Here is a 20,401-nt window from a genome sequence, read left to right on the forward strand (position 1 = left end):
TTTATATCGGACACGATTATAAACAAACAGCGGCGAATGCTAGTTAATCGGCTGGTTTATCGAGTTATCAGTTGCCCTTTTTCTAAACGGCTTTAGATTTGTATTGCAATTTACCGCGCACATAAACTTTTTTAGCGACGCGTTCTGTGACCTAGCTTCTGATTTGTGCTTCCCAAATGGATACAATATATATGCACCCCGTGCAATAAAGTGAAAAGGGAAAGACATGAAAACGCTTATTTATGAAACGTTGATTAGCCTTGCTAACCAAGAACCAGAACAACATGCAAGAATCCGACAAAATCTCTATGAACAGTTGGATCTGCCGTTCGATAAGCAGCTGGCTTTGTATTCTTGTGCCCTTGGTCCTGCAAGTTCAGGCAAGTTGGAGAGCAGTCAAGGGATTAACAACGCGGTAGATTGCGCGGTTAAACTGCTTGAAACTCCTGAGCGCTAATTCACTCGTTGTTTTAATCACGGCCCGAACCCCAAGGGCCGTTTTTAATTGCGGTTAAATTGATTGCAACGTCGTTATTACTCTGCTCTTTCCGCTAGCACTTCTTTGAATGCAAACATGCCGTTTAATGCCGCGGGAAAACCTGCGTAGACGGACATCTGCAAAATGATCTCTTTAATCTCATCCTCGCTACAGCCTACATTCAGCGCTGCATTTAAGTGCACTTTTAGTTGCGGCGCGCAATTCCCCATTGCCGTTAGCGCGGCGACGGTTGCGATTTCTCTCGATTTTAGGTCTAAGCCCGGGCGAGCATAAATATCGCCAAACGGATACTCAATGGTGTACTGAGCTAAATCTGGACAAATATCTTGTAAGGTTTCGATGACATTATGACCAGCGTCGCCATCAATTTGAGAGAGTAGTTCTAATCCTTTGTTAAAGCGTGATTGTTCCATCGGTATGTTCCTAGTGAATAAACGTAAACACACCTTAATCGTTAGAGTTAACTCTAAGTCAACGAACTTTTCCGCTTTTATACAAGGCAATTTTTTCTTCTAGAGCCGATAAGTGCTTTTTCTGTTGCTCAATGTGGCGTTTGAGGTTTTCTTGGTGTTGTTCTAACAGGGCTTGACGTTGTGGTACAGATTGAGAGCCGACTTCCCTTAATTTGGCATACTCTAGAATCTCTTCAAGTGGCATTGCAGTTTCTTTTAAACGCTTAACAAAGCTTATCCAGTTTAGATCTTTCGAACTATACATTCGATGTCCACTCGCGTTTCTATGGACATGTTTAAGTAAACCGATTTTTTCATAGTATCGAAGTGTATGAGCAGATAGCCCGACGAGGTCAGAAAATTCTTTGATATTCATTATTATCCTCCAAGGTAGAGCATACCCCATAGAGACAAGCTAAGTTTCGCATTTTGAAGTCATTTCGGGACAGATACAAACAGAAATCTTTAGTCTTTTAACGCTAGGTATGGTGATTTACTGGATTTTTGAAACGCGCCAAACGTGATCCATCTGCCAGTTTCGTTTTATTAACAATTGATTACTCAACGGGTTGGCTTGGCTATTTTTATCCTTTGGGCCTATTTTAGGGCGTACGTAGGTCTTATGTTGCATCTTTTTTGATTGATATTTTTGCTAAATAAAACAATGTCTTAGGTTTGTTCTGGGCTGTTTGGGGTGTATGTTGTGTGCCCGTTATTCACTCAGAACGATTTATCGCTGTGCAATGGATGAGTCGCTACGCCTTCGATTTCAGCCTTGAGTTAGTGCTAAAAGGGTGAGTGCCTCTGATGAATAGCTTTTATAATTTCGATTATTGAATTCACTCACAAAAAAATGCAAACAAGTAATCGTGAGTGGAAACGAGCAGGAGAACAACATGAGTGGCTCACAGGAAACACAATCATTCGGTGCAAACGTTATCTTACATGCGTTTGATTGGAAGTATGCTGACATTGCCCAACGAGCAAAAGAAATCCGCAAGCTTGGTTATGGCTCTGTGTTGGTTTCGCCACCAATGAAAAGCGCACACGATGAGCGCTGGTGGCAGCGTTATCAACCACAAGATTATCGTGTTATCGACAATGCCTTGGGTGATACCAAAGATTTTATTCATATGGTTCGTGAACTGGAGCAAGTTGGTGTGTGGGTTTATGCCGACGTAGTGTTTAACCATATGGCAAATGAGGCCCACCTTCGCAGAGACCTTCAGTACCCAAGACAAGAGGTCTTGGAGGAATACCAGAACAACAAGCAGAAATATCAGTCGCTAGCGTTGTTTGGCGATCTATCTCAACCACTTTTTGATGAAGAGGACTTTGTTGAAGCATTCGGCATCAAAGACTGGAAAGATAAGTGGCAGGTTCAAAACGGACGTATCACAGGTGGACCAACCGATCCTGGCTTGCCAACTCTTCGTGTTTGTGACCATGTCGTTGAGCAGCAGCGAGCGTACCTAAAGGCGCTGAAAGCTATTGGTGTGAAAGGTTTTCGTATTGACGCTGCGAAACACATGACGTTAGAGCATCTTAAGCGTGTTTGGACAGACGACATCACGCGGGATGTGCATATATTTGGTGAAATTATTACCGATGGCGGTGCGACGGAAGAAGAGTATCAGCTGTTTCTTGAGCCGTATCTACAGGAAACTCGCCTAGGTGCGTACGATTTCCCTTTGTTCTCAACCATGTTTAAGGCGTTTGCTAAAAAGGGCAGCTTCAAGTCTCTGATTGATCCCTATTGTTTTGGTCAGGCTTTGTCCCCCGGTCGTGCGATTACATTTGCTATCACACATGATATTCCTAACAATGATGTCTTTCTTGATCTCATCATGGACGAGGAAAACGAATGGTTAGCTTATGCCTATATTCTAGGCCGAGATGGCGGTGTGCCGTTGATTTATACCGACTTAAACACCAGCGGTATTAAAGGTAAAAATGGTCAGCCAAGGTGGCAAGGTGCATGGAGCGACCCGAGAATGGCAAAAATGATCCAGTTCCATAATATGACGCATGGCGAGCCGATGAGTGTTCTTGAAGGTAACGATGACATGCTCGTACTTAAGCGAGGTGACAAAGGTATTGTGGTGCTTAATAAATCACAGCGTCAACAGTCTTTGACATTAAAAACGGATGGCAATTGGGTTGATTTGATGACAGAACAAATCATTCCAACTGACGGTAAGTTAATCGTACCATCTAAGTCGTCGATGTTACTTGTCGCGAACTAGAAGATGTACACACCGAGCTTAGCAACTTCGGTGTGTATGTTTTTCATCGTCATTCACGTTCTGCTGAAGTTCAATAGAAACTCAAACTCTCTCGTTTTTGCTAGAAATTTATGAGCACTCGTTAACGCAACATTCTGCTTTTAAAAAACCAATGACGTCATCTAAGCACTGATACTCTGCAACACAAAAAAGGGTTCTACCCTCGCGGCGCTGGGTGAGAAGACCAGCTGAAGCAAGGCTCGAGATATGATGAGAGAGAGTGGATGCTGGAATGCCAAGCTTTTCTTGTACGCCGCCTACCGCGATACCTTTGTATCCCGCTTTGACGACTTCTTTGTAAATACTTAAACGAGTCGGATGCCCTAACTCTTTTAGTGCTTTAGCAACGGCTTCAAGCTCCATACTGACCTCTAAAGAATGACCACAGTAATTTTGTTTCGATAATAGGGAAAGTCTCGGTAAATGCCAACTATTACGATCTCAGAACAATTTAAATCAGATGAGATTCATGCTGGCTAATGCCTTCATGACAACAATTGTCTGTTCTAATGAGACAGATCAATCTTCATTATTATTTCACGCCACGTTCAAAATCCCTCGTCTACACTCAATGTTGAGTTGTCAGTTGGCAGACCAAGGAGGCGGCCATGATTGCGGTTCATAGAGCTTATTGTTTGTCTAACAGTTCGGATTTACATGCCCACGTTAAAGTCAACCCTGTTGGTAAATTAGAAGTTGAGATTGTTGAACTTCAAGAGCGCCACACCACAGAGTTTGATGATTTGTCTTTTGAGAGTCGTGGGTGTGAAACTCGAATCTGTGGTAAAGAAGACACAACTCCGTGGCAGTTCAATCTTGCAGTTACTGATGCGTTAGAGCTTTCTCATTTAGTGGAAGAAGCAAACGAAGAGTATGAGATTTTAATGAATGATCTTATGTAATATCGAGAAGATCATTTTATCCTGCACGGCGTGTGGCTCTGTACTGAAAAAATAAAAACCTCCCAAGTGGGAGGTTTTAATATGGAGTGCGTTATCGTTGGATAGGCTCTTCTCTTGGTGGTGTTAGCTCTTGGACGTTATCTTCATTAAAATCATCGGCGTAACCTTTAGGTGGCGGTGTCCAACCACGTTCTGACCGCGATAGTTTGTCATGACGATCTTTTTGCATCTCTTCCGCCATTTTCTCCTCTAACTGAATAAACAGTTGTCGGAAATTGTTGTCATAGCGTTCACCTTCAGAATCATCCTCCCAAGCTTTGTAAAGTATTTCTGACTTACGTGCTTCAACACGCTTATATGTCGCCTTCTGTTGTTCAACAAAGAAGGGGTGAATGCCAAGGGCTTTCATTGTGTGACCGCCCATCTCCAATGCAGAATGGTAGGTCTCTGATTCAATAATATCAGCCCCCGCTTGACGCAAAAGATAGCCATGTCCACGGTCAAAGGCACGTGCAATCACTGTTACTTTTGGGTACGTGTGCTTAACGTACTTCACCAGTTCTACACTCGATTCTTGGTTATCAATCGCCACAACCAACGCAGCGGCGTGCTCAATGCCGGCTGTATGTAGCATATCTGGTCGAGTCGCGTCGCCAAAATAGGCGCGAGTGCCAATCTGGCGCATGTTATCGACTTGGTCAGATTGATGGTCAAGTACCACGGTAGTCACGCCGTTTGATACCAATAGGCGATTCACTATTTGTCCAAAGCGGCCGATGCCGGCGATGATCACCGTGCCTGTTTCCTCAATCGTATCGCTTTCGCGTTCATTTGACTGGCTTTCAAAGCGCGGCAGAATCACTCTATCAAACAGAATAAACAAACCTGGTGTCAGGAACATCGAAATCGCAACCACTAACGCAAGAGTTTGTGAAAGTTCAAATGGGATGACGTGGTTTTGCACTGAAAAGCTTAGAAGCACAAAGCCGAATTCACCTGCTTGAGCCAAGCTTAGGGTAAACAGCCAGCGGTTGCTGCCTTTCACCCTAAATATCAGTGCAAGAATAAACAGCACCAAGGCTTTCAAAACCATCACGCCAATGGTCAATGCCATGACCAACCAGAAATCACCAAAAAGGACCGAGAAGTTGATCCCTGCGCCAACGGTAATAAAGAACAGACCTAACAATAGGCCTTTAAATGGTTCGATATTGGATTCTAACTCGTGGCGGAATTCACTGTTCGCCAATACAACGCCAGCCAAGAAGGTTCCTAAGGCAGGAGATAAGCCCACTAAACTCATCAGTGCAGCGATACCAATGACCAGCATGAGTGCAGTTGCGGTAAAGATTTCTCGCAAACCAGAGCTAGCCACATAATTGAGCAGAGGTCGACTTAAAAAGTGTCCACCAACGACGACGATTGCAATCGATGCTGTGATTACGATGCCGTATGCCCAGCCGGGCAACCCCGCAACGAGGCTTAATTCTTCATGGTGCGCTGCGGCTGTTTGAGCCGCGGACTGTGCCTGTTCAATTAATTCAGGTAAGGCCAATAGAGGAATGAACGCCAACATTGGTATCACTGCAATATCTTGAAAAAGCAACACGGAGAAAGCGTTTTGTCCACCTTCCGTCTTCGTTAATCCTTTTTCGCTAAAAGTTTGCAAAACAATCGCAGTAGAAGAGAGGGCGAAGATCAAACCTATGGCTAAGGCTATGGTCCAAGGCTGGTCAAAATACAAGGCAATACCCATAATCGCCGCGACGGTACCGCCGACTTGCAGACCTCCTAAGCCCATTAAGCGATTGCGCATCGCCCACAACATTTTGGGTTCGAGCTCTAAGCCAACGAGAAACAGCATCATCACCACGCCAAACTCGGCAAAGTGCTGGATTGTTGTTGTTTCTTCACCGACTAAACCGATAATTGGGCCAATGACCACACCTGCGATGAGATAGCCTAAAACGGACCCAAGTCCCAAACGCTTAGCAAGTGGGACTGCAATTACAGCAGCAATCAAATATACGAAGGCTTGTAAGAATATCCCTGTCATGAAGCCTCCTTAATGAGCTCTGGCAATGCGCTGTTAAGCTTGATTAATGACGCCGCAGCTTCAACATCCAACCTATCTTCGACTAAAGCTGTTAGCAGGCTCTTGTACCGCTCGACATGACGAGGGATTCGCCCTTCTTCATCTGCTGTACGTGCGCCAAACATCGCGAGAGGGGCAATGTAGTTCATGCCGGTCAGTGCGGACATTTGTTCAATAGGCGCAAGCAGTTGACGAATCGTAAAGTGGTTGTAGCCCTCTGCCTTATAAGCTTCTTCTTTACCCCCTGCAGACAGCACACAAAGCATGGTCTTATCTTGCAGTGCTGTGCCATCTGTACCGTAAGCAAAGCCATATTCCAAAACCAGATCTTGCCACTCTTTTAAAATCGCAGGCGTTGAATACCAATATAGTGGAAATTGGAAAATCACCACGTCATGCTCACGTAAGCGTTGCTGCTCACGGTCGATATTAATATCGAAACGAGGGTATTCGCCATAGAGATCAACACATGTCACGCCTTCAATTTTTTGAGCTTCTTTGAAAAGTGGAGTATTCACTTCTGAACGATGCTGGGAAGGATGAGCAAAGAGAATGAGTACTTTTTTATTTGCCATAGGGATCCTTGCTATCTAAATAACCATGCCCAGTAGGAGCGCGGGTTGGTTAGAAAATGTAACTCATAAATGATCGCCAAGCTAGTTTGGAAAACTGTTTAAGCTGTTTCAATATCAATAAAAAACCACCAAATAAATTGGTGGTTTTGGGAAGCGTTACGTTTTACTAATCATGAATAGGGACGACTAGAATATCCACCGGTGACTTGTTAATTAAGTGTCTCGAGTAAGAAATAATCTTGCTCCAGAAATCTTGGTGGTGACCACAAATCAACAGATCCACTTCTTGTTCTTTAATGGTGACTTCCAGTTTATCAGCCAAATCACCCGTACCTACAAAGAAGTGTTTAAGTGGGTAGTCCATGTAATCACTGAATGTTCTTAAACATTCCATTGAATGCTCATTCAACGGCCTTTGATCCGGGTTCTCTTTAATGTCTACAAGCTCACGATAGATTTCTCCGTGCGTACCATCAATGTGGATAAAGGAGATATCGGAGTCGAGATAGTTTGCCATTGATACCGCTCTGTCGATAAGCACGGTGCTTTCATCTGACAGTTCGAGTGCAACAAGGATATGTTTGTATTTCATAACCACGCCCTTATGTGGATTATCTTTACCCTAAGCATAGTATGGCTTGGGCAAAAATTGTGTTGATAAGATCTCGAAATTGTTCAAAGTTTTGTTAAAAAGTTAATACGATATAACAACTTGCTGTGAAACTTTCTCTTTGTACTCATTTGGTTAGAAAGCTTGCTTTTTGAACAAAAAAGCCGCTACACTCTGCGCATCATTTCTCTAGGAGATTACGCCAACATGAAGAACTAAACCTGTCATCCATATTTTTTACTTATTTTTTGGATCTGCAGGGTTAGTAGGCGTAGCTCACTTTCCGATATTTCTTTGCAACAAGACGACTTTTTGATTTGACGTTTATCGTCGAGCTTTACATAGAGCTTAATGCGTTTGTGCACGCGTTTTGTTGCAATCTCAAATCATAGCTACGGTTGTTGTCCCTGTCATACAGGAGGCAAATTATGCCAGTATTACAAGCTTTTAATGTTAGCCATCAGTTTGATAATGGCGAGACGCTATTTCAGTCTATTTCTTGTTCCATGACTAAACGACGTGTTGGTTTGGTTGGGCGCAATGGCATCGGGAAGTCGCTTTTGGCTTCCATTTTGGCGGGCGAAACTCAGCCTGCCAGCGGTGTTGTGACTTCTCCCTCTTCTTTCATGATGTATCGCCAGCAGCCGTCTGATCTGCTTTCAGGTCAGCAATCGATCGCCCAGTTTCTGGGAACAGACTCGGTCTTACATGCTTTGAAGCAGATTGAACAAGGTGATGTTTCTGAGCATTGGTTCGAACTGGTTGGCGAACAGTGGGATATTGAACAGAAACTCAAACAGCAGCTTGCTGCGATGGGCTTGCCGCAAGACCCTGATTTCTCTTGTGCTCGGCTCAGTGGGGGGCAGTTGGCGCGTTTGCAGTTATGGCAATTGTTTGAAAACGAAGCGGAGCTTTTGATTCTCGATGAGCCATCCAATCACTTCGATACCGAGGCGAAACAATGGCTGATAGAGTCTATGAGGCATTTCGGTGGCGCGATTTTACTCATCAGTCACGATCGTGAGCTGCTACGAGAGATGGAGGAAATTTGGGAACTATCGGGCCTAGGCTTACAAGTTTTTGGTGGAAATTACGATGTGTATGCCGAGCAAAAACGCGCTGAGCTACAAGCGGTCGAAAGGCAGTTAGCACAGGTCGATAAACAGAAAAAACGGTTAGCTGAGCAAGCCCAGAAAAATCGCGAAAAAGCAGACCAACGCGCCGCGCAAGGGAACAAACTGCGCAAAGACGGCAGTCAGCCCAAAATTTTGCTTGATGGCAAAAAGGATAGCGCGACCGCCAGCGCCTCAAATCGCAATAAGAATGAGCAACTCAGACAAGTGCATTTACAAGCCAAAGAGCGGGCGTTGCAATCGCGACATGAGCAGCTCAAAGCGCAAAAGTTTTATCTTGCAGATAATCCGAACCGTTCGAGAAAAGTGTTGTCGATACAAGAAGGTATATTGCCTTTTGGGGATTCTACTCCTATCACTTTGCAGATTTTTGCGAACGATAAAGTCCATCTCAAAGGGAAAAATGGCTGCGGAAAGTCAACCTTGTTAAAGACGTTGCTTGGCGAGTTGTCGTTGCTGAGTGGTGAGCTGCAAGTGAATACACCCTTGTATTATCTCGACCAACACTTTGGCGCAGTGAATCCAAATCTTTCGTTACTTGAGAACGTAATGGAGACCTGCCAAGAGATGACGGAAAGTGAAGCGAGAACCTTACTGGCGGGGATCGGTTTTCGTCGAGACGCTGTGTTTCGGTTGGGATGCGTACTAAGCGGTGGCGAGAAGATGAAGCTCGCAATGCTGATCGTCAGCCATCAACACTCCCAGCCTTTGCTGCTGCTTGATGAACCAGATAATCATCTCGATCTCGAGTCAAAAATAATGCTTAGTCAAGCGTTAAATGTATACAAAGGTGGATTTGTTCTGATTAGTCACGACCAAGATTTCGCTTCTGAGTCTGGGGTTTTGCGCCAAATCGAGCTAACTTAGACGAAAGAGAGTAAACGCCATCGTAGCTCTTCAGTGTTGTTCCCAAGTTCTACACTTCCACTTACTAGTTTGTAGAACTGGCAGGAAATGAGGGAGTTAGGATGGCTTTCACAACTCGTTTAATGAAATTAGATTCATTTTGTCGATATATAGTAGAGTTCTGATGTATTGCACAAAAAGACAACAGAAAAATAAAAAGGAATTTCATGAAAAAGAACACCCTAGCGTTCGCAACGGCTCTCGCACTCGGAAGTGTGTTGTCTGTGGCGCATGCAAATGAAGCGGCGCAATCGTCGGTTGAACAGGTAACCCCGAAAGCCATCACGTATCCAACCACACAAAAAGTGGATGTTGTCGATGACTACTTTGGTACAAAAGTGGGTGATCCTTATCGCTGGTTGGAAGACGATCTCAGTCCAGAAACCGCAGAATGGGTGAAGGCACAAAATGCAGTGACGTTTGATTATCTGGCGAAAATCCCTTACCGCGAGCAGATTGAAGAGCGCATCACTAAGCTCATGGACTACGAAAAGCAAAGCCAACCGTTCAAAGAGGGTAAGTTCACTTATTTCTACAAAAATGACGGGTTACAAAACCAAGATGTGCTTTATCGGCAGTTAGGTGATGGTGACGCAGAAATTTTCCTCGATCCAAATACTTTTAGTGAGGATGGCACCACATCGTTAGCGGGAGTGAGCTTTTCACGAGACGGTTCTTTGGTCGCATACAGTATTTCGGAAGGCGGTAGCGATTGGCGCAAAGTCATTGTGTTAGACACAGAAACCAAAAAGCCCGTCGGTGAAACGCTGGTGGATATTAAGTTCAGCGGCATCAGTTGGCTCGGCAATCAAGGTTTCTATTACTCGAGTTATGACAAGCCACAGGGGAGTGAACTCTCCGCGAAGACAGATCAACACAAGCTCTACTTTCATAAGCTAGGGACGAAACAAAGTGAAGACCAATTAATTTTCGGTGGTGTAAAGGACGAAAAGTATCGCTACGTTGGGGGTTACACGTCGGAAGATGAACGCTACTTGTTTATCTCAGCCAGCGTATCGACGTCGGGCAACAAACTGTTCTTTAAAGACCTGAGTAAGCCAAATAGCCCGCTGAAAACCATTTTAGATAACACCAGTTCTGATACTTGGGTGATAGACAACCAAGGCACGAAACTGTACTTGGTTACGAACCTTAATGCGCCGAACAAACGCGTCGTGACGGTGGATGCAAGTCAGCCGCAGCCCAAAAACTGGAAAGATGTGATTCCTGAAACAAAGAACGTGTTACGTGTTTCTACCGCGGGTGGCAATTTGTTTGCGAGCTATATTGTTGATGCGATCTCGATGGTGAAGCAATACGACATGAACGGCAAACTCATCCGAGAAATCAAATTGCCTGATATTGGCAGCGCATACGGTTTCTCGGGGAAAAAAGAAGAAACCGAAGTCTACTACTCTTTCACCAACTACAAGATGCCAAGCACTACCTATCGTCTGAACATCAAAGATGGTGATAGCGAGGTGTACTACAAATCTAAAGCGCCATTTGATCCAGCTTTATATGAATCTCGCCAGGTGTTTTACACCTCAAAAGACGGAACAAAAGTGCCGATGATCATCACCTATAAAAAGGGGACTCCGATGGACGGCAGCGCACCAACCATTCTATATGGTTATGGCGGTTTCAACATTAGCCTCACGCCATCTTTTAGCCCGACACGTGCGGCTTGGTTAGAGCTTGGTGGTGTTTACGCGGTAGCGAACATTCGTGGTGGTGGGGAGTATGGTAAAGAGTGGCACAACGCTGGCATTCAAATGCAAAAGCAAAATGTGTTTGATGACTTTATTGCTGCGGCTGAATTCCTAATTGATGAAGAGGTAACGTCATCAAGCAAGTTAGCCATTAACGGTGGATCGAATGGTGGCTTGTTAGTGGGGGCCGTTATGACGCAACGTCCAGAGCTGTTTAAAGTGGCGCTGCCAGCAGTCGGTGTACTGGATATGCTGCGTTACCATACTTTTACCGCAGGTGCTGGTTGGGCGTATGACTACGGCACGGCAGAGCAAAGTAAAGAGATGTTCCAATATCTGAAAAGTTATTCGCCGGTGCACAATGTAAAAGCAGGGGTGGAATATCCAGCAACATTGATTACAACCGGTGATCATGATGACCGTGTTGTTCCTGCTCACTCATACAAATTTGCTGCTGAGTTGCAATCGAAGCAAGCGGGTTCAAATCCGACCTTAATTCGCATCGAAACCAATGCAGGACATGGTGCAGGCACACCAACGCGTAAAATAATTGAGACAAATGCAGATATTTATAGTTTTGCACTGTTCAATATGGGAATAGAGAAACTGCAATAGTGCGAATTGTTTGCGTTTTAGTTATCGAAACGCATCGGCGCCTTATCGCTCGATAATAAAAGGGAATCACAGAGAGTGATTCCCTTTTTATTTATTATAGGCCTACTATTCTAATCTGATGCTAGGCTAATCAAACTAAGGTTTTTAAAATTATTATAATGTTCTAATTAATCTGAAGAGTGTTGTACGATCGAAATGAAACATTGATCGCGATCACCTAAATCCATTGCACTCTCTATTTATATGGTAAAATTAATTAATCATTCGTTCTAATGATAATTGAATTTTCATAAGTTTTAATATTTCCTTCTTCATTGTTATTACCAAATTTCAAGTTATATAAGATATAAGTAGCGGTGATTGAACTTTTACGATGCTTTATTTTATTTTAATTAAAACGTCGAATGTTTCGTCATTATTGAATTTGCTTTGATAATTTATGTTATCCAAAGCGAGTTGTGTTGCTTGCTATTTATGATGACCTCATGACGTGAATAATTTTATAATCATTAAAATGGATACAGTTTTATGAATTTAGTGAAACCGTCTGTTGCCATTATGGTTGCAGCCCTACAACTCGCGTCTTCTGCCTATGCGCAGACAAACAATAACGAAGAACTACAAGATATGTCTGACCCACTTGCGGTATACACCCAAGCTGGCTTTGGTATTACTGATAAAGGCGCGAACATCAAAATCGGTCAAACTTACCAATCTAGCCAGCCTGGTACCATGGCGATGAACATCATTGAAATGAAAGGCATTGGTGGTGAGCTATTTGGCATTCGCGACAATGACGATCCAATATATGGCAACGTTGATGACAGCATTGACTCTTTCCGACTACGTAATTTCCAAGTAGAAGTCGCAAAAGGTCTAGGCCGTCAATTAGATGTAAACTACGACGTTGATAACGATAAATTAGATGCATCTTATAGCTTTATTCAAGGTCTACCTAAGTTTGGTATGTTGCAGCTATTTCCTTTAGCTGGTGCGGGTGTCACTATTGCTAATGATTTTAGTGGTGATGACAAAGGTTATGAAATTCCAGGTACTTTCACCGTTGTCGGTATGTACTCAAAAATTGAATTAACCGATAAAATCTGGATTAACTACAACCCAATGTATATGCATACATTGTCAGGGTCTAGTCAATATAAAGATACTTATTACGCGGGTGAAGATAATATCTTAACTCATGAGTTTGCGTTGTCTTATCAAATTAATCCTCGCGCAAATATTCGTTACTTTGCAAACTGGAATGAGCACGTTAATTTCGGTGATGGTGATCACCGTATCGAATTTAACTACCAATTCTAACTCCCTCGTTTATTTCCAGAATAGAAAGTGTGTTTATCCATATATTTAAATATTTAGGCTAGGGCACTTTCTACATAAAGTAGGTTTATCATGAAAGCCAAATATAAATTTGCGTTGGTATCTATTGCTATATCTTCTGCATTACTATCAGGATGCAAAACTGGCGATATCGCAACGAAAACTGCCCAAGCACCCTCTGTTGAAACCGTTACCCTAACCGAAACAAAAATCACTCCTTATCATACTTTTATCGGTCGAACTGAAGCGGTAAATGACGTTGATATTATGCCTCGAGTCGGTGGCGAATTAACCGCGATTCATTTTAAAGATGGCGATATGGTCGAAAAAGGCCAATTGCTGTTTGAAATCGACGACCGTCCTTACAAAGCGGCACTGGCGTATGCAAAAGCGTCGTTGCAAAAAGCAAAAGCACAACTCGTTCAAACTACGCGTGATGCAGAACGTGTGAAGAAACTCATCAAAGATAAAAGCATCAGTGAGCAGCAATACGATGACGCCATTGCTGCGCACGCCGCAGCGATTGCTTCGGTAGAAGAGGCGAAAGCGACGCTGGTTTCAGCAAGGCTCGATCTTGAGTTTAGCTCTGTGCGTGCTCCTTTCTCTGGCCGCGTGGGTTTCAGCAACTTCCGAGTGGGTGACCGTATTTCGAAAATTCAACTCGTTCCTCTTGTTTCGATCACTCAAATCGACCCAATTCGCTTTGGCTTTGATGTGGATGAGAAGCTCTACCGCCGAGTAAGAAGTGCCATTGATGTGGCTCATCGTAACGATGACAAACTGGATGTTGATTTAACACTGACGCTTTCAGACGGTTCATTGTATCCACTTGATGGCAAGATCTACGCCGTTGGCAACAAGATCGATTTAGAAACAGGCTCAATTCGAGCAGAAGCACAATTCGATAACCCAACTTACGCGCTTATGCCGGGTGAATATGGCAACTTGACCATCAAGCTGCGCAACAAAACCATTGATGGTTTGCTTATCCCATCGGCGGCTGTTCAGCAAGACCAAGCGGGTGACTACGTCATGGTGGTTGGTGATGATCACGTGGTGTCTCGTCGTAACGTTGAACTCGGTCAGACCTACGGTGTGAAACGTGCTGTGCTGACTGGTTTGGCGGCTAACGAAAAAGTCATCGTCAATGGTCTACAAAAAGTGCGTCCGGGTGCAACGGTGAAAGACGTTGAGCTACAGAGTGAACAAGGCTGAGTGAGTACTGATGTTAAGTAAATTTTTCATTCATCGGCCGAAGTTTGCTTTGGTGATCTCACTGGCGATGACATTGATGGGTATGATCGCCCTGAAAGTCTTGCCAATTTCTGAGTATCCTCAAATCTCTCCAACGGTAATTACGGTGAGCACCATGTATCCGGGGGCAAACGCGGACGTGGTTAAAAAGACCGTAGCACAACCGATAGAAGCCAAAGTCAACGGCGTTGAAGACATGATTTACATGTCTTCTGTGATTGGTAACGATGGCTCATACACATTGCGTATTTACTTCCGAGTGGGCGCAGATGGCGATATGGCGCAGGTTCGTGTGAACAACTTGGTGGCACAGGCGACGTCGTCTCTACCACAAGAAGTAAACCAAATCGGTGTGACGGTTAAGAAGAAATCTTCCGACATGCTGGGCGTTATCACACTGCGTTCTCCGAAACAGTCTCACGACAGTATCTACCTTTCTAACTACGCGGATCTCAATATTGTCGAGCGTCTAAAACGTATCGAAGGTATGAGTGACATTACGCTGCTGGGTAAGAAAGACTACTCAATGCGTATTTGGTTGAACCCAAATAAACTGGCTACCTTGAAGCTTTCTGCTAGCGATGTTATTGGCGCAATTAAAACGCAAAACATCCAAGTGGCGGCGGGTAAGATCGGTGGTATGCCAGCTCCGGGTGATCAGCAATATCAATATGTTTTGCAAACCAAAGGTCGACTCACTTCTGCGGAAGAGTTCGAGAACATCATCATCCGTGCGAGCAAGAAAGGTTCTCTGATTCGCTTGAAAGATGTGGCTCGTGTCGAAGTTGGCGCACAAGGTTACGAAGCTGATGGTCGTATGAATAACGAACCAGCCGCCGTTCTGGCCTTGTACCAGTTGCCGACAGCGAATGCGCTAGACGTGATGGAACGCGTGAAAGAGGCCATGAAAGAGTACGAGAAATCGTTCCCAGATGATTTGGTCTATGACATCGCGTATGACTCTACCGAATACGTAGAGACATCGATTGATGAAGTGTACGAGACGCTGGTGATTGCGGTACTTCTTGTCACCTTCGTTGTGTACGTTTTCTTGCAGAACTGGCGAGCGACCATCATTCCAACCTTAGCGATTCCGGTTTCCATCATTGCGACTTTCGCAATCATGGGCGTGATGGGCATGACCATTAACACCATCTCGTTGTTTGGCTTGATCCTCGCCATCGGTATCGTGGTGGACGATGCGATCATCGTGGTAGAGAACGTGGAGCGGGTTATCCATGAAGAGCATTTAGACCCGATTCCGGCCACGATCCAAGCTATGAAAGAAGTGACGGGGCCAGTATTGGCAACAACGCTTATTTTGTTGGCAGTATTCGTACCGGTTGCGCTATTGCCGGGTATTTCCGGTCGAATGTTCAACCAGTTCGCAGTCACCATCTGTGTGTCGGTGCTGATCTCTGCGATCAACGCATTAACGTTAACGCCAGCGCTTTGTGCGTTGATGTTGAAATCTACTCACTCGCAACCTATTGCGCCTTTGCGTGCGTTTAATCGAGGTTTTGAAGCAATAACGCGCAAATACCAAGGTTTAGTTGGCTTCTTGAGCCGTCGTATTGTGCTGAGTATCGGTGTGTATGGCGCGCTTATTGCGGTGCTGGCATTTGCGTTCATGACCATACCTTCCTCTTTCGTACCAAACGAAGATAAAGGCGTGTTCATGGTCGAAATGCGTTTGCCAGACGCAGCAGCATTGCAGCGTACTGCACCATTAATGAAGAAGTACGTTGATGAGCTAAAACAGATGGAAGGTGTGGAGAACGTGGTTTCGGTTGCGGGCTTCTCGGTAATTAACATGGCGTCGATTCCAAACTCGGGCATGTTGATCATCAAACTGGATAACTGGAGCAAACGTAAAGACCCTGAGCTACACCAACGCGCATTGATGAATAAAGTTAACCAAATGCTGAACTCAACGCCAGATGCCGCTTCGTTCGTTTTCGCGACGCCGGCAATCAAAGGTATGGGTGCGGTGGATGGTTTCAACCTTGTGCTGCAGGACAACTTGGGCCGTTCTCCACAAGAGTTGGCAAAAACAACCGCTGATTTTGTTGCCCAAATCAACCAACTGCCTGAAGTGGCACGTGCGTTCTCGATTTTCCGTGCGAATATTCCGCAACGTTACATCGATATTGATCGCGATAAAGCGATTTCGATGGGCGTACCGTTGAATGAAATCTTCAGCACACTGCAAGCGCAGTTGGGCGGTGCCTACATTTCTGACTTCAACTTGTTTGGTCGTTCGTACCAAGTGAAAGTACAAGCAGAAGAGCAATATCGTGACAACATCGACGACATCGACCATCTGTTTGTTCGTTCTAGCTCTGGAAAAATGGTGTCACTGGCGACGCTAGTGAAAGTGAAGCCGATCTTCGGCCCTGATACCTTGTCGAACTACAACATGTTCAGTTCTGCAACCGTGAACGGTGCGCCAGCGCCAGGCTACAGCTCGGGTGATGTTGTAAAAGCCATTGAAAAACTGGCTGCAGAATCTTTGCCAAGTGGTTACTCGTACGAGTGGTCCGGCATGACTTACCAAGAGATGAAAGCAGGCAACATGGCACCAATCGCGTTCGCATTGTCTTTGCTGTTCACCTACTTGTTCTTGGTGGCTCAGTACGAAAGTTGGACCATTCCTGCTGCGGTAATGATGGCGGTTCCAGTCGCGATTCTCGGCGCAATGGGCACGCTACTGCTGGTGGGACAACCGTTCGATTTGTATGTGCAGATTGGTGTGGTCATCTTGATCGGTATGTCCGCCAAAGTGGCGATTCTTATCGTGGAATTTGCCAAAGTTCTGCGAGAAGAAAAGGGCTTATCCATCATTGATTCTGCCAAAGAAGCTGCTCGAATCCGTTTCCGTGCAGTACAGATGACCGCATTCGCCTTCATCTGGGGGGTATTCCCGTTGGTGATTGCATCGGGTGCCGGTGCGGCATCTCGTCACTCGCTGGGCTTTGCAGTATTCGGCGGCATGATTCTCTCTACGTTTGTAGGCACGTTACTGACGCCAGTGTTCTTCGTGATGATGCAATCTCTGCGCGAGAAGTTTAAGCGAAAGAAACCCACTGAACTTGAGGTGAGCGAGCAATAACGCTGATTTCAACTGACTGACTCCACAACACCCCCACGCTGTGTGCGATTGGCCAATGCCTTTCATTGATATACAACCACCGTCGCAGCGTGGGTTCCCCAAAAAATAATAGGTTTTAGCATGAAAAATCTTTCAAAAATCGTCGTAGCGAGCTCTCTACTGACGTGTGCTGCTGCGCAAGCGGGTGGGTTATACCTTTACGAAACAACAGCATCGGATATTGGTTTGGCATCCGCTGGTATGGCGGCTCGTGCGCAAGATGCCTCAGTAATGACAGCAAACCCGGCTGGTCTGGCGAATGTTTCTGGTAAATCTTTCTCTGGTAACCTGATTGGCCTTTACGGTGACGCGCAACTAGACACGATGACTGGCGATGCGGGCAACGTGATTGGTTTTGTTCCTATGGCGTCGGCATTTTACAGCCAACAAGTAAACGACAAATGGACGCTGGGTATTGGTCTGTATGGCAACTACGGTCTTGGCCTCGAGTACGAAGGTCTTTTGAATAATCATTTAGATATTCCTACAGCAACGACGCAAGCCTTAACCATTCAACCTTCCGCTTCTTACCGCATCAATGATCACTGGTCTGTGGGTGCGGCGCTTGGCATTCAGTACGGTATGTATGAAGTGGAAACGAAGGGAGCCCTGAACTTCAATGACGAAGACCAAGATACTCAGCTCAACGGCCGAGTAGGTGTGCTTTATGAGGCAACACCAGGCACGCGTCTTGGGTTGTCTTACTCTTCTGAAACCGAATTTGAATTCGACAATAGTAACTCCATTGCTCCACAACAACTGATCTTCAGTGCTTACCATGAAGTGAATGATGACCTAGCGGTGATGTGGAACGTGAACTGGCAAGACTGGAGCGAATACACAACCACGCTGGGCGTAGAGACACAAGACACTTACCAAATCGCATTGGGTACTCAGTACAAACTGAATGAAAAAATGATGTGGAATGCAGGTTTTGCATTCGATACCAGCATGTATGAAAGCCAATCAAACGGTGACATTACCGTTCCTACTGGCAAGGCGTACCGCATTGGTACAGGCATTGATTACAAATTGGATTCAGAAAACTCAATTGGTTTCGCGTTGGAAGCGATCTTGATGGAATCGTCGGAAACGCCACGCTTACAAGCTGGCTTTGATGAGCCTGCTCTCTACTTCATGAGCATGAGCTACAACTGGAAAAACTAATCATTCCTAATCGCTAAAACGCCTTCCTTACAGGCCATTCCACCCTAACTACCTGCACTGGATGCTGTCACGCCATCTAAGGTAGTTAGGGCGCTTCTGTCACATCCAGTGAGTGATGATTCAAAAAATATCTGCGCAGCTAAGTGCGGGTATTCAACATCTCAAAGGACTAAAAAATGAAAAACAAACTAGCGTTAGTGTGTACGACTTTGTTGGTCAGTACGCTGGCTCATGGTGCCGAGCATCGAGTAAAAGACAATAAAAACAAGTTGGCGGATGACCCAACAAAAGTCATCACGAAATTTGGCGCGTCGTACGCAAACAACTACGATTTTGATGATCAAAACATCTCATTCTCGGGCTCACTTGCGCTTGACCAAGCGCGCAAAATTAACCTGCGTATCAATGATGATGCGAGCGAGTGGCGTATTGGTGGCTCGTGGTTGTTTCCGGTCGGTATCGTGAACTTCAACTTCGGTAAAAATGAATATGTAAACGGCGCGGATCAAACCAACTACAGCGTTGGTACCTTTATGCCGCTAAGTTATTTCGGGATTGAGCCAGCAGGCTTCCAAATTTTCCCAATGGCAGGCTATACGTACAACACTGGTGATGTTCCTGTTTGTGACGGTGCAGAAAGTAGTCTCTGTAGCGAGCCTAACTTTACGGGGACGCCAAGTGCAGAGAATGGCTTCAACATGATGAGCTCTTCAGGCAGTAGCGGTTACGTTGGTGCATTTGCGCTGAAATCGTTTACCAAAGAGCTGACGTTAATCAGCTTCGCAGCAGGCACTTACGGCTCAGAAAACAGTGAAGGAGAGAACTACAAAGGCTTCTTTGGTGGTATTGGTCTTGGTTACCTCGTGAGCAAACGCCACTCTTTTAACGTAATGACGTTTGTCATGGACAACAACACCTATTTGGATGAAGCAGACAAGCGCATCGTGTTATCATATCAATATCAATTTGAATAAATAAAAACGCAGCCCAAATAGCTGCGTTTTTACTTTGATAGAATGAACTAGTGAATTGAGTTGTTTTCTTCGATCTTTTTCTGGTACTGGTGTTTTAATATATACATGCGCTTAACATCGCTGTAAGCGCCGTTAATAAAGTATTCTTCTACAAGGTGACCTTCTTCGATAAAGCCGCACTTTTTGTATAAGTGAATAGCGACTTCGTTATCCACTGCGACTAATAAGTAGATTTTACGTAGATTAAGAATTGAGAATGAGTAATCTAACGCACGATTAATCATCTCTGTCGCATAACCTCGGCCTTGATGCTCTGGGGCGATGATTATCTGAAATTCCGCGCTGCGGTGAATGTAGTTAATCTCGATCAGCTCAACTAAGCCAATTACGATGCCGTCTTCATCTTCGACGACAAAACGCCTTTCAGCGTCATCATGTATATGTTTTCGATAAAGTTCTTCGAGCTCGTCATAAGACTCGTAAGGTTCTTCGAACCAGTAGGCCATGATATTTCGGTTGTTATTCAGTTCATGAATAAAGCGCAAATCAGAACGCTCTAATGCACGCATTTTTAGGCCTTTCTTCATCATTTTTCTCCAATGAGGGCGGAGAATACCTCCGCACTTGATGCTAGAAAATATTACCGTATTTCACAAGAATCGCGCATCTTTTTTTGGAAAATATCCTGTGATTTTCAATGTGGAAACTTAGAGTTCACGACAAATATAAATTA

The 20,401-nt window shown here is 44.7% G+C and carries 17 protein-coding genes; 10 read left to right on the forward strand and 7 right to left on the reverse strand.

The annotated features are described in order from the left end of the window. The first annotated feature begins 226 nt into the window (after positions 1-226). Positions 227-457 carry a PAS factor family protein gene (locus tag R7P80_RS16080; RefSeq protein ID WP_005375384.1) on the forward strand — a complete coding sequence of 77 codons (231 nt, stop codon included), beginning with the start codon at positions 227-229 and terminating at the stop codon, positions 455-457. Positions 458-534: 77 nt separating this feature from the next. Here R7P80_RS16080 and R7P80_RS16085 read toward each other — a convergent pair whose 3' ends face one another. After that, complete coding sequence (locus R7P80_RS16085; protein WP_005375385.1) at positions 535-912, reverse strand: carboxymuconolactone decarboxylase family protein; 378 nt, start codon at positions 910-912, stop codon at positions 535-537. A gap of 58 nt (positions 913-970) precedes the next feature. Then, on the reverse strand, positions 971-1,327 hold the full coding sequence (locus tag R7P80_RS16090) for a MerR family transcriptional regulator (protein WP_005375386.1): 357 nt from the start codon (positions 1,325-1,327) through the stop codon (positions 971-973). A gap of 520 nt (positions 1,328-1,847) precedes the next feature. Here R7P80_RS16090 and R7P80_RS16095 point away from each other — a divergent pair. After that, positions 1,848-3,197 carry an alpha-amylase family protein gene (locus R7P80_RS16095; protein WP_054578668.1) on the forward strand — a complete coding sequence of 450 codons (1,350 nt, stop codon included), beginning with the start codon at positions 1,848-1,850 and terminating at the stop codon, positions 3,195-3,197. Between the two features lie 108 nt (positions 3,198-3,305). Here R7P80_RS16095 and R7P80_RS16100 read toward each other — a convergent pair whose 3' ends face one another. After that, positions 3,306-3,599: an ArsR/SmtB family transcription factor gene (locus R7P80_RS16100; RefSeq protein ID WP_005375388.1), complete on the reverse strand. Its 294-nt coding sequence runs from the start codon at positions 3,597-3,599 to the stop codon at positions 3,306-3,308. A gap of 245 nt (positions 3,600-3,844) precedes the next feature. On the opposite strand from R7P80_RS16100, the gene R7P80_RS16105 reads away from it, so the two are divergent. Continuing rightward, positions 3,845-4,138, forward strand: a complete 294-nt coding sequence (locus R7P80_RS16105) for a hypothetical protein (RefSeq protein WP_225491758.1) — start codon at positions 3,845-3,847, stop codon at positions 4,136-4,138. A gap of 91 nt (positions 4,139-4,229) precedes the next feature. Here R7P80_RS16105 and R7P80_RS16110 read toward each other — a convergent pair whose 3' ends face one another. The 3 genes from R7P80_RS16110 to R7P80_RS16120 form a co-directional block, all read right to left on the reverse strand. Then, positions 4,230-6,194 (reverse strand): monovalent cation:proton antiporter-2 (CPA2) family protein, encoded by a 1,965-nt coding sequence (locus R7P80_RS16110; protein WP_005375390.1) that lies wholly within the window; start codon positions 6,192-6,194, stop codon positions 4,230-4,232. Further along, positions 6,191-6,808 carry an NAD(P)H-dependent oxidoreductase gene (locus R7P80_RS16115; RefSeq protein WP_047101696.1) on the reverse strand — a complete coding sequence of 206 codons (618 nt, stop codon included), beginning with the start codon at positions 6,806-6,808 and terminating at the stop codon, positions 6,191-6,193. The genes R7P80_RS16110 and R7P80_RS16115 overlap by 4 nt, the downstream gene beginning before the upstream one ends. Positions 6,809-6,974: 166 nt before the next feature. Next, entirely contained in the window at positions 6,975-7,400 is a 426-nt protein-coding gene (locus tag R7P80_RS16120; RefSeq protein WP_225491757.1) for a universal stress protein, read from the reverse strand. Between the two features lie 446 nt (positions 7,401-7,846). Between R7P80_RS16120 and R7P80_RS16125 the strand changes: the two genes are divergently transcribed. The 7 genes from R7P80_RS16125 to R7P80_RS16155 all read left to right on the forward strand — a co-directional run bounded on the left by R7P80_RS16125 (position 7,847) and on the right by R7P80_RS16155 (position 19,668). Continuing rightward, entirely contained in the window at positions 7,847-9,418 is a 1,572-nt protein-coding gene (locus R7P80_RS16125; protein WP_225491756.1) for an ATP-binding cassette domain-containing protein, read from the forward strand. 206 nt (positions 9,419-9,624) lie between these two features. Continuing rightward, complete coding sequence (locus R7P80_RS16130; RefSeq protein ID WP_225491755.1) at positions 9,625-11,784, forward strand: prolyl oligopeptidase family serine peptidase; 2,160 nt, start codon at positions 9,625-9,627, stop codon at positions 11,782-11,784. A 528-nt stretch (positions 11,785-12,312) separates the two neighbouring features. Then, a complete protein-coding gene (locus R7P80_RS16135; RefSeq protein ID WP_225491754.1) occupies positions 12,313-13,104 on the forward strand; it encodes a hypothetical protein in 792 nt (263 codons plus the stop codon). 90 nt (positions 13,105-13,194) lie between these two features. After that, a complete protein-coding gene (vmeP, locus tag R7P80_RS16140; RefSeq protein ID WP_005391278.1) occupies positions 13,195-14,337 on the forward strand; it encodes an efflux RND transporter periplasmic adaptor subunit VmeP in 1,143 nt (380 codons plus the stop codon). A gap of 10 nt (positions 14,338-14,347) precedes the next feature. Next, positions 14,348-17,488, forward strand: coding sequence for an efflux RND transporter permease subunit VmeQ (gene vmeQ, locus R7P80_RS16145; RefSeq protein ID WP_225491753.1), 3,141 nt, complete (start codon positions 14,348-14,350; stop codon positions 17,486-17,488). Between the two features lie 120 nt (positions 17,489-17,608). Further along, positions 17,609-18,694 (forward strand): OmpP1/FadL family transporter, encoded by a 1,086-nt coding sequence (locus tag R7P80_RS16150; protein WP_225491752.1) that lies wholly within the window; start codon positions 17,609-17,611, stop codon positions 18,692-18,694. 176 nt (positions 18,695-18,870) lie between these two features. Then, the gene (locus tag R7P80_RS16155; protein ID WP_005385112.1) at positions 18,871-19,668 is read left to right on the forward strand and encodes a hypothetical protein; all 798 of its coding nucleotides are present in this window, start codon (positions 18,871-18,873) and stop codon (positions 19,666-19,668) included. A gap of 47 nt (positions 19,669-19,715) precedes the next feature. Here the strand turns inward: R7P80_RS16155 and speG are convergent, their stop codons facing one another. Next, positions 19,716-20,255 carry a spermidine N1-acetyltransferase gene (gene speG, locus R7P80_RS16160; protein ID WP_005375417.1) on the reverse strand — a complete coding sequence of 180 codons (540 nt, stop codon included), beginning with the start codon at positions 20,253-20,255 and terminating at the stop codon, positions 19,716-19,718. Between the last annotated feature and the right edge of the window lie 146 nt (positions 20,256-20,401).

It is taken from the genome of Vibrio sp. 2092, assembly GCF_033339635.1.
Classification (GTDB): Bacteria; Pseudomonadota; Gammaproteobacteria; order Enterobacterales; family Vibrionaceae; genus Vibrio; species Vibrio alginolyticus.

What these genes read in the sequence shown, in the direction of transcription:
- R7P80_RS16080 (WP_005375384.1), top strand. Translation starts at nt 227, where the DNA reads ATGAAAACGCTTATTTATGAAACGTTGATTAGCCTTGCTAACCAAGAA.
- R7P80_RS16085 (WP_005375385.1), bottom strand. Translation starts at nt 912, where the DNA reads ATGGAACAATCACGCTTTAACAAAGGATTAGAACTACTCTCTCAAATT.
- R7P80_RS16090 (WP_005375386.1), bottom strand. Translation starts at nt 1,327, where the DNA reads ATGAATATCAAAGAATTTTCTGACCTCGTCGGGCTATCTGCTCATACA.
- R7P80_RS16095 (WP_054578668.1), top strand. Translation starts at nt 1,848, where the DNA reads ATGAGTGGCTCACAGGAAACACAATCATTCGGTGCAAACGTTATCTTA.
- R7P80_RS16100 (WP_005375388.1), bottom strand. Translation starts at nt 3,599, where the DNA reads ATGGAGCTTGAAGCCGTTGCTAAAGCACTAAAAGAGTTAGGGCATCCG.
- R7P80_RS16105 (WP_225491758.1), top strand. Translation starts at nt 3,845, where the DNA reads ATGATTGCGGTTCATAGAGCTTATTGTTTGTCTAACAGTTCGGATTTA.
- R7P80_RS16110 (WP_005375390.1), bottom strand. Translation starts at nt 6,194, where the DNA reads ATGACAGGGATATTCTTACAAGCCTTCGTATATTTGATTGCTGCTGTA.
- R7P80_RS16115 (WP_047101696.1), bottom strand. Translation starts at nt 6,808, where the DNA reads ATGGCAAATAAAAAAGTACTCATTCTCTTTGCTCATCCTTCCCAGCAT.
- R7P80_RS16120 (WP_225491757.1), bottom strand. Translation starts at nt 7,400, where the DNA reads ATGAAATACAAACATATCCTTGTTGCACTCGAACTGTCAGATGAAAGC.
- R7P80_RS16125 (WP_225491756.1), top strand. Translation starts at nt 7,847, where the DNA reads ATGCCAGTATTACAAGCTTTTAATGTTAGCCATCAGTTTGATAATGGC.
- R7P80_RS16130 (WP_225491755.1), top strand. Translation starts at nt 9,625, where the DNA reads ATGAAAAAGAACACCCTAGCGTTCGCAACGGCTCTCGCACTCGGAAGT.
- R7P80_RS16135 (WP_225491754.1), top strand. Translation starts at nt 12,313, where the DNA reads ATGAATTTAGTGAAACCGTCTGTTGCCATTATGGTTGCAGCCCTACAA.
- vmeP (WP_005391278.1), top strand. Translation starts at nt 13,195, where the DNA reads ATGAAAGCCAAATATAAATTTGCGTTGGTATCTATTGCTATATCTTCT.
- vmeQ (WP_225491753.1), top strand. Translation starts at nt 14,348, where the DNA reads ATGTTAAGTAAATTTTTCATTCATCGGCCGAAGTTTGCTTTGGTGATC.
- R7P80_RS16150 (WP_225491752.1), top strand. Translation starts at nt 17,609, where the DNA reads ATGAAAAATCTTTCAAAAATCGTCGTAGCGAGCTCTCTACTGACGTGT.
- R7P80_RS16155 (WP_005385112.1), top strand. Translation starts at nt 18,871, where the DNA reads ATGAAAAACAAACTAGCGTTAGTGTGTACGACTTTGTTGGTCAGTACG.
- speG (WP_005375417.1), bottom strand. Translation starts at nt 20,255, where the DNA reads ATGAAGAAAGGCCTAAAAATGCGTGCATTAGAGCGTTCTGATTTGCGC.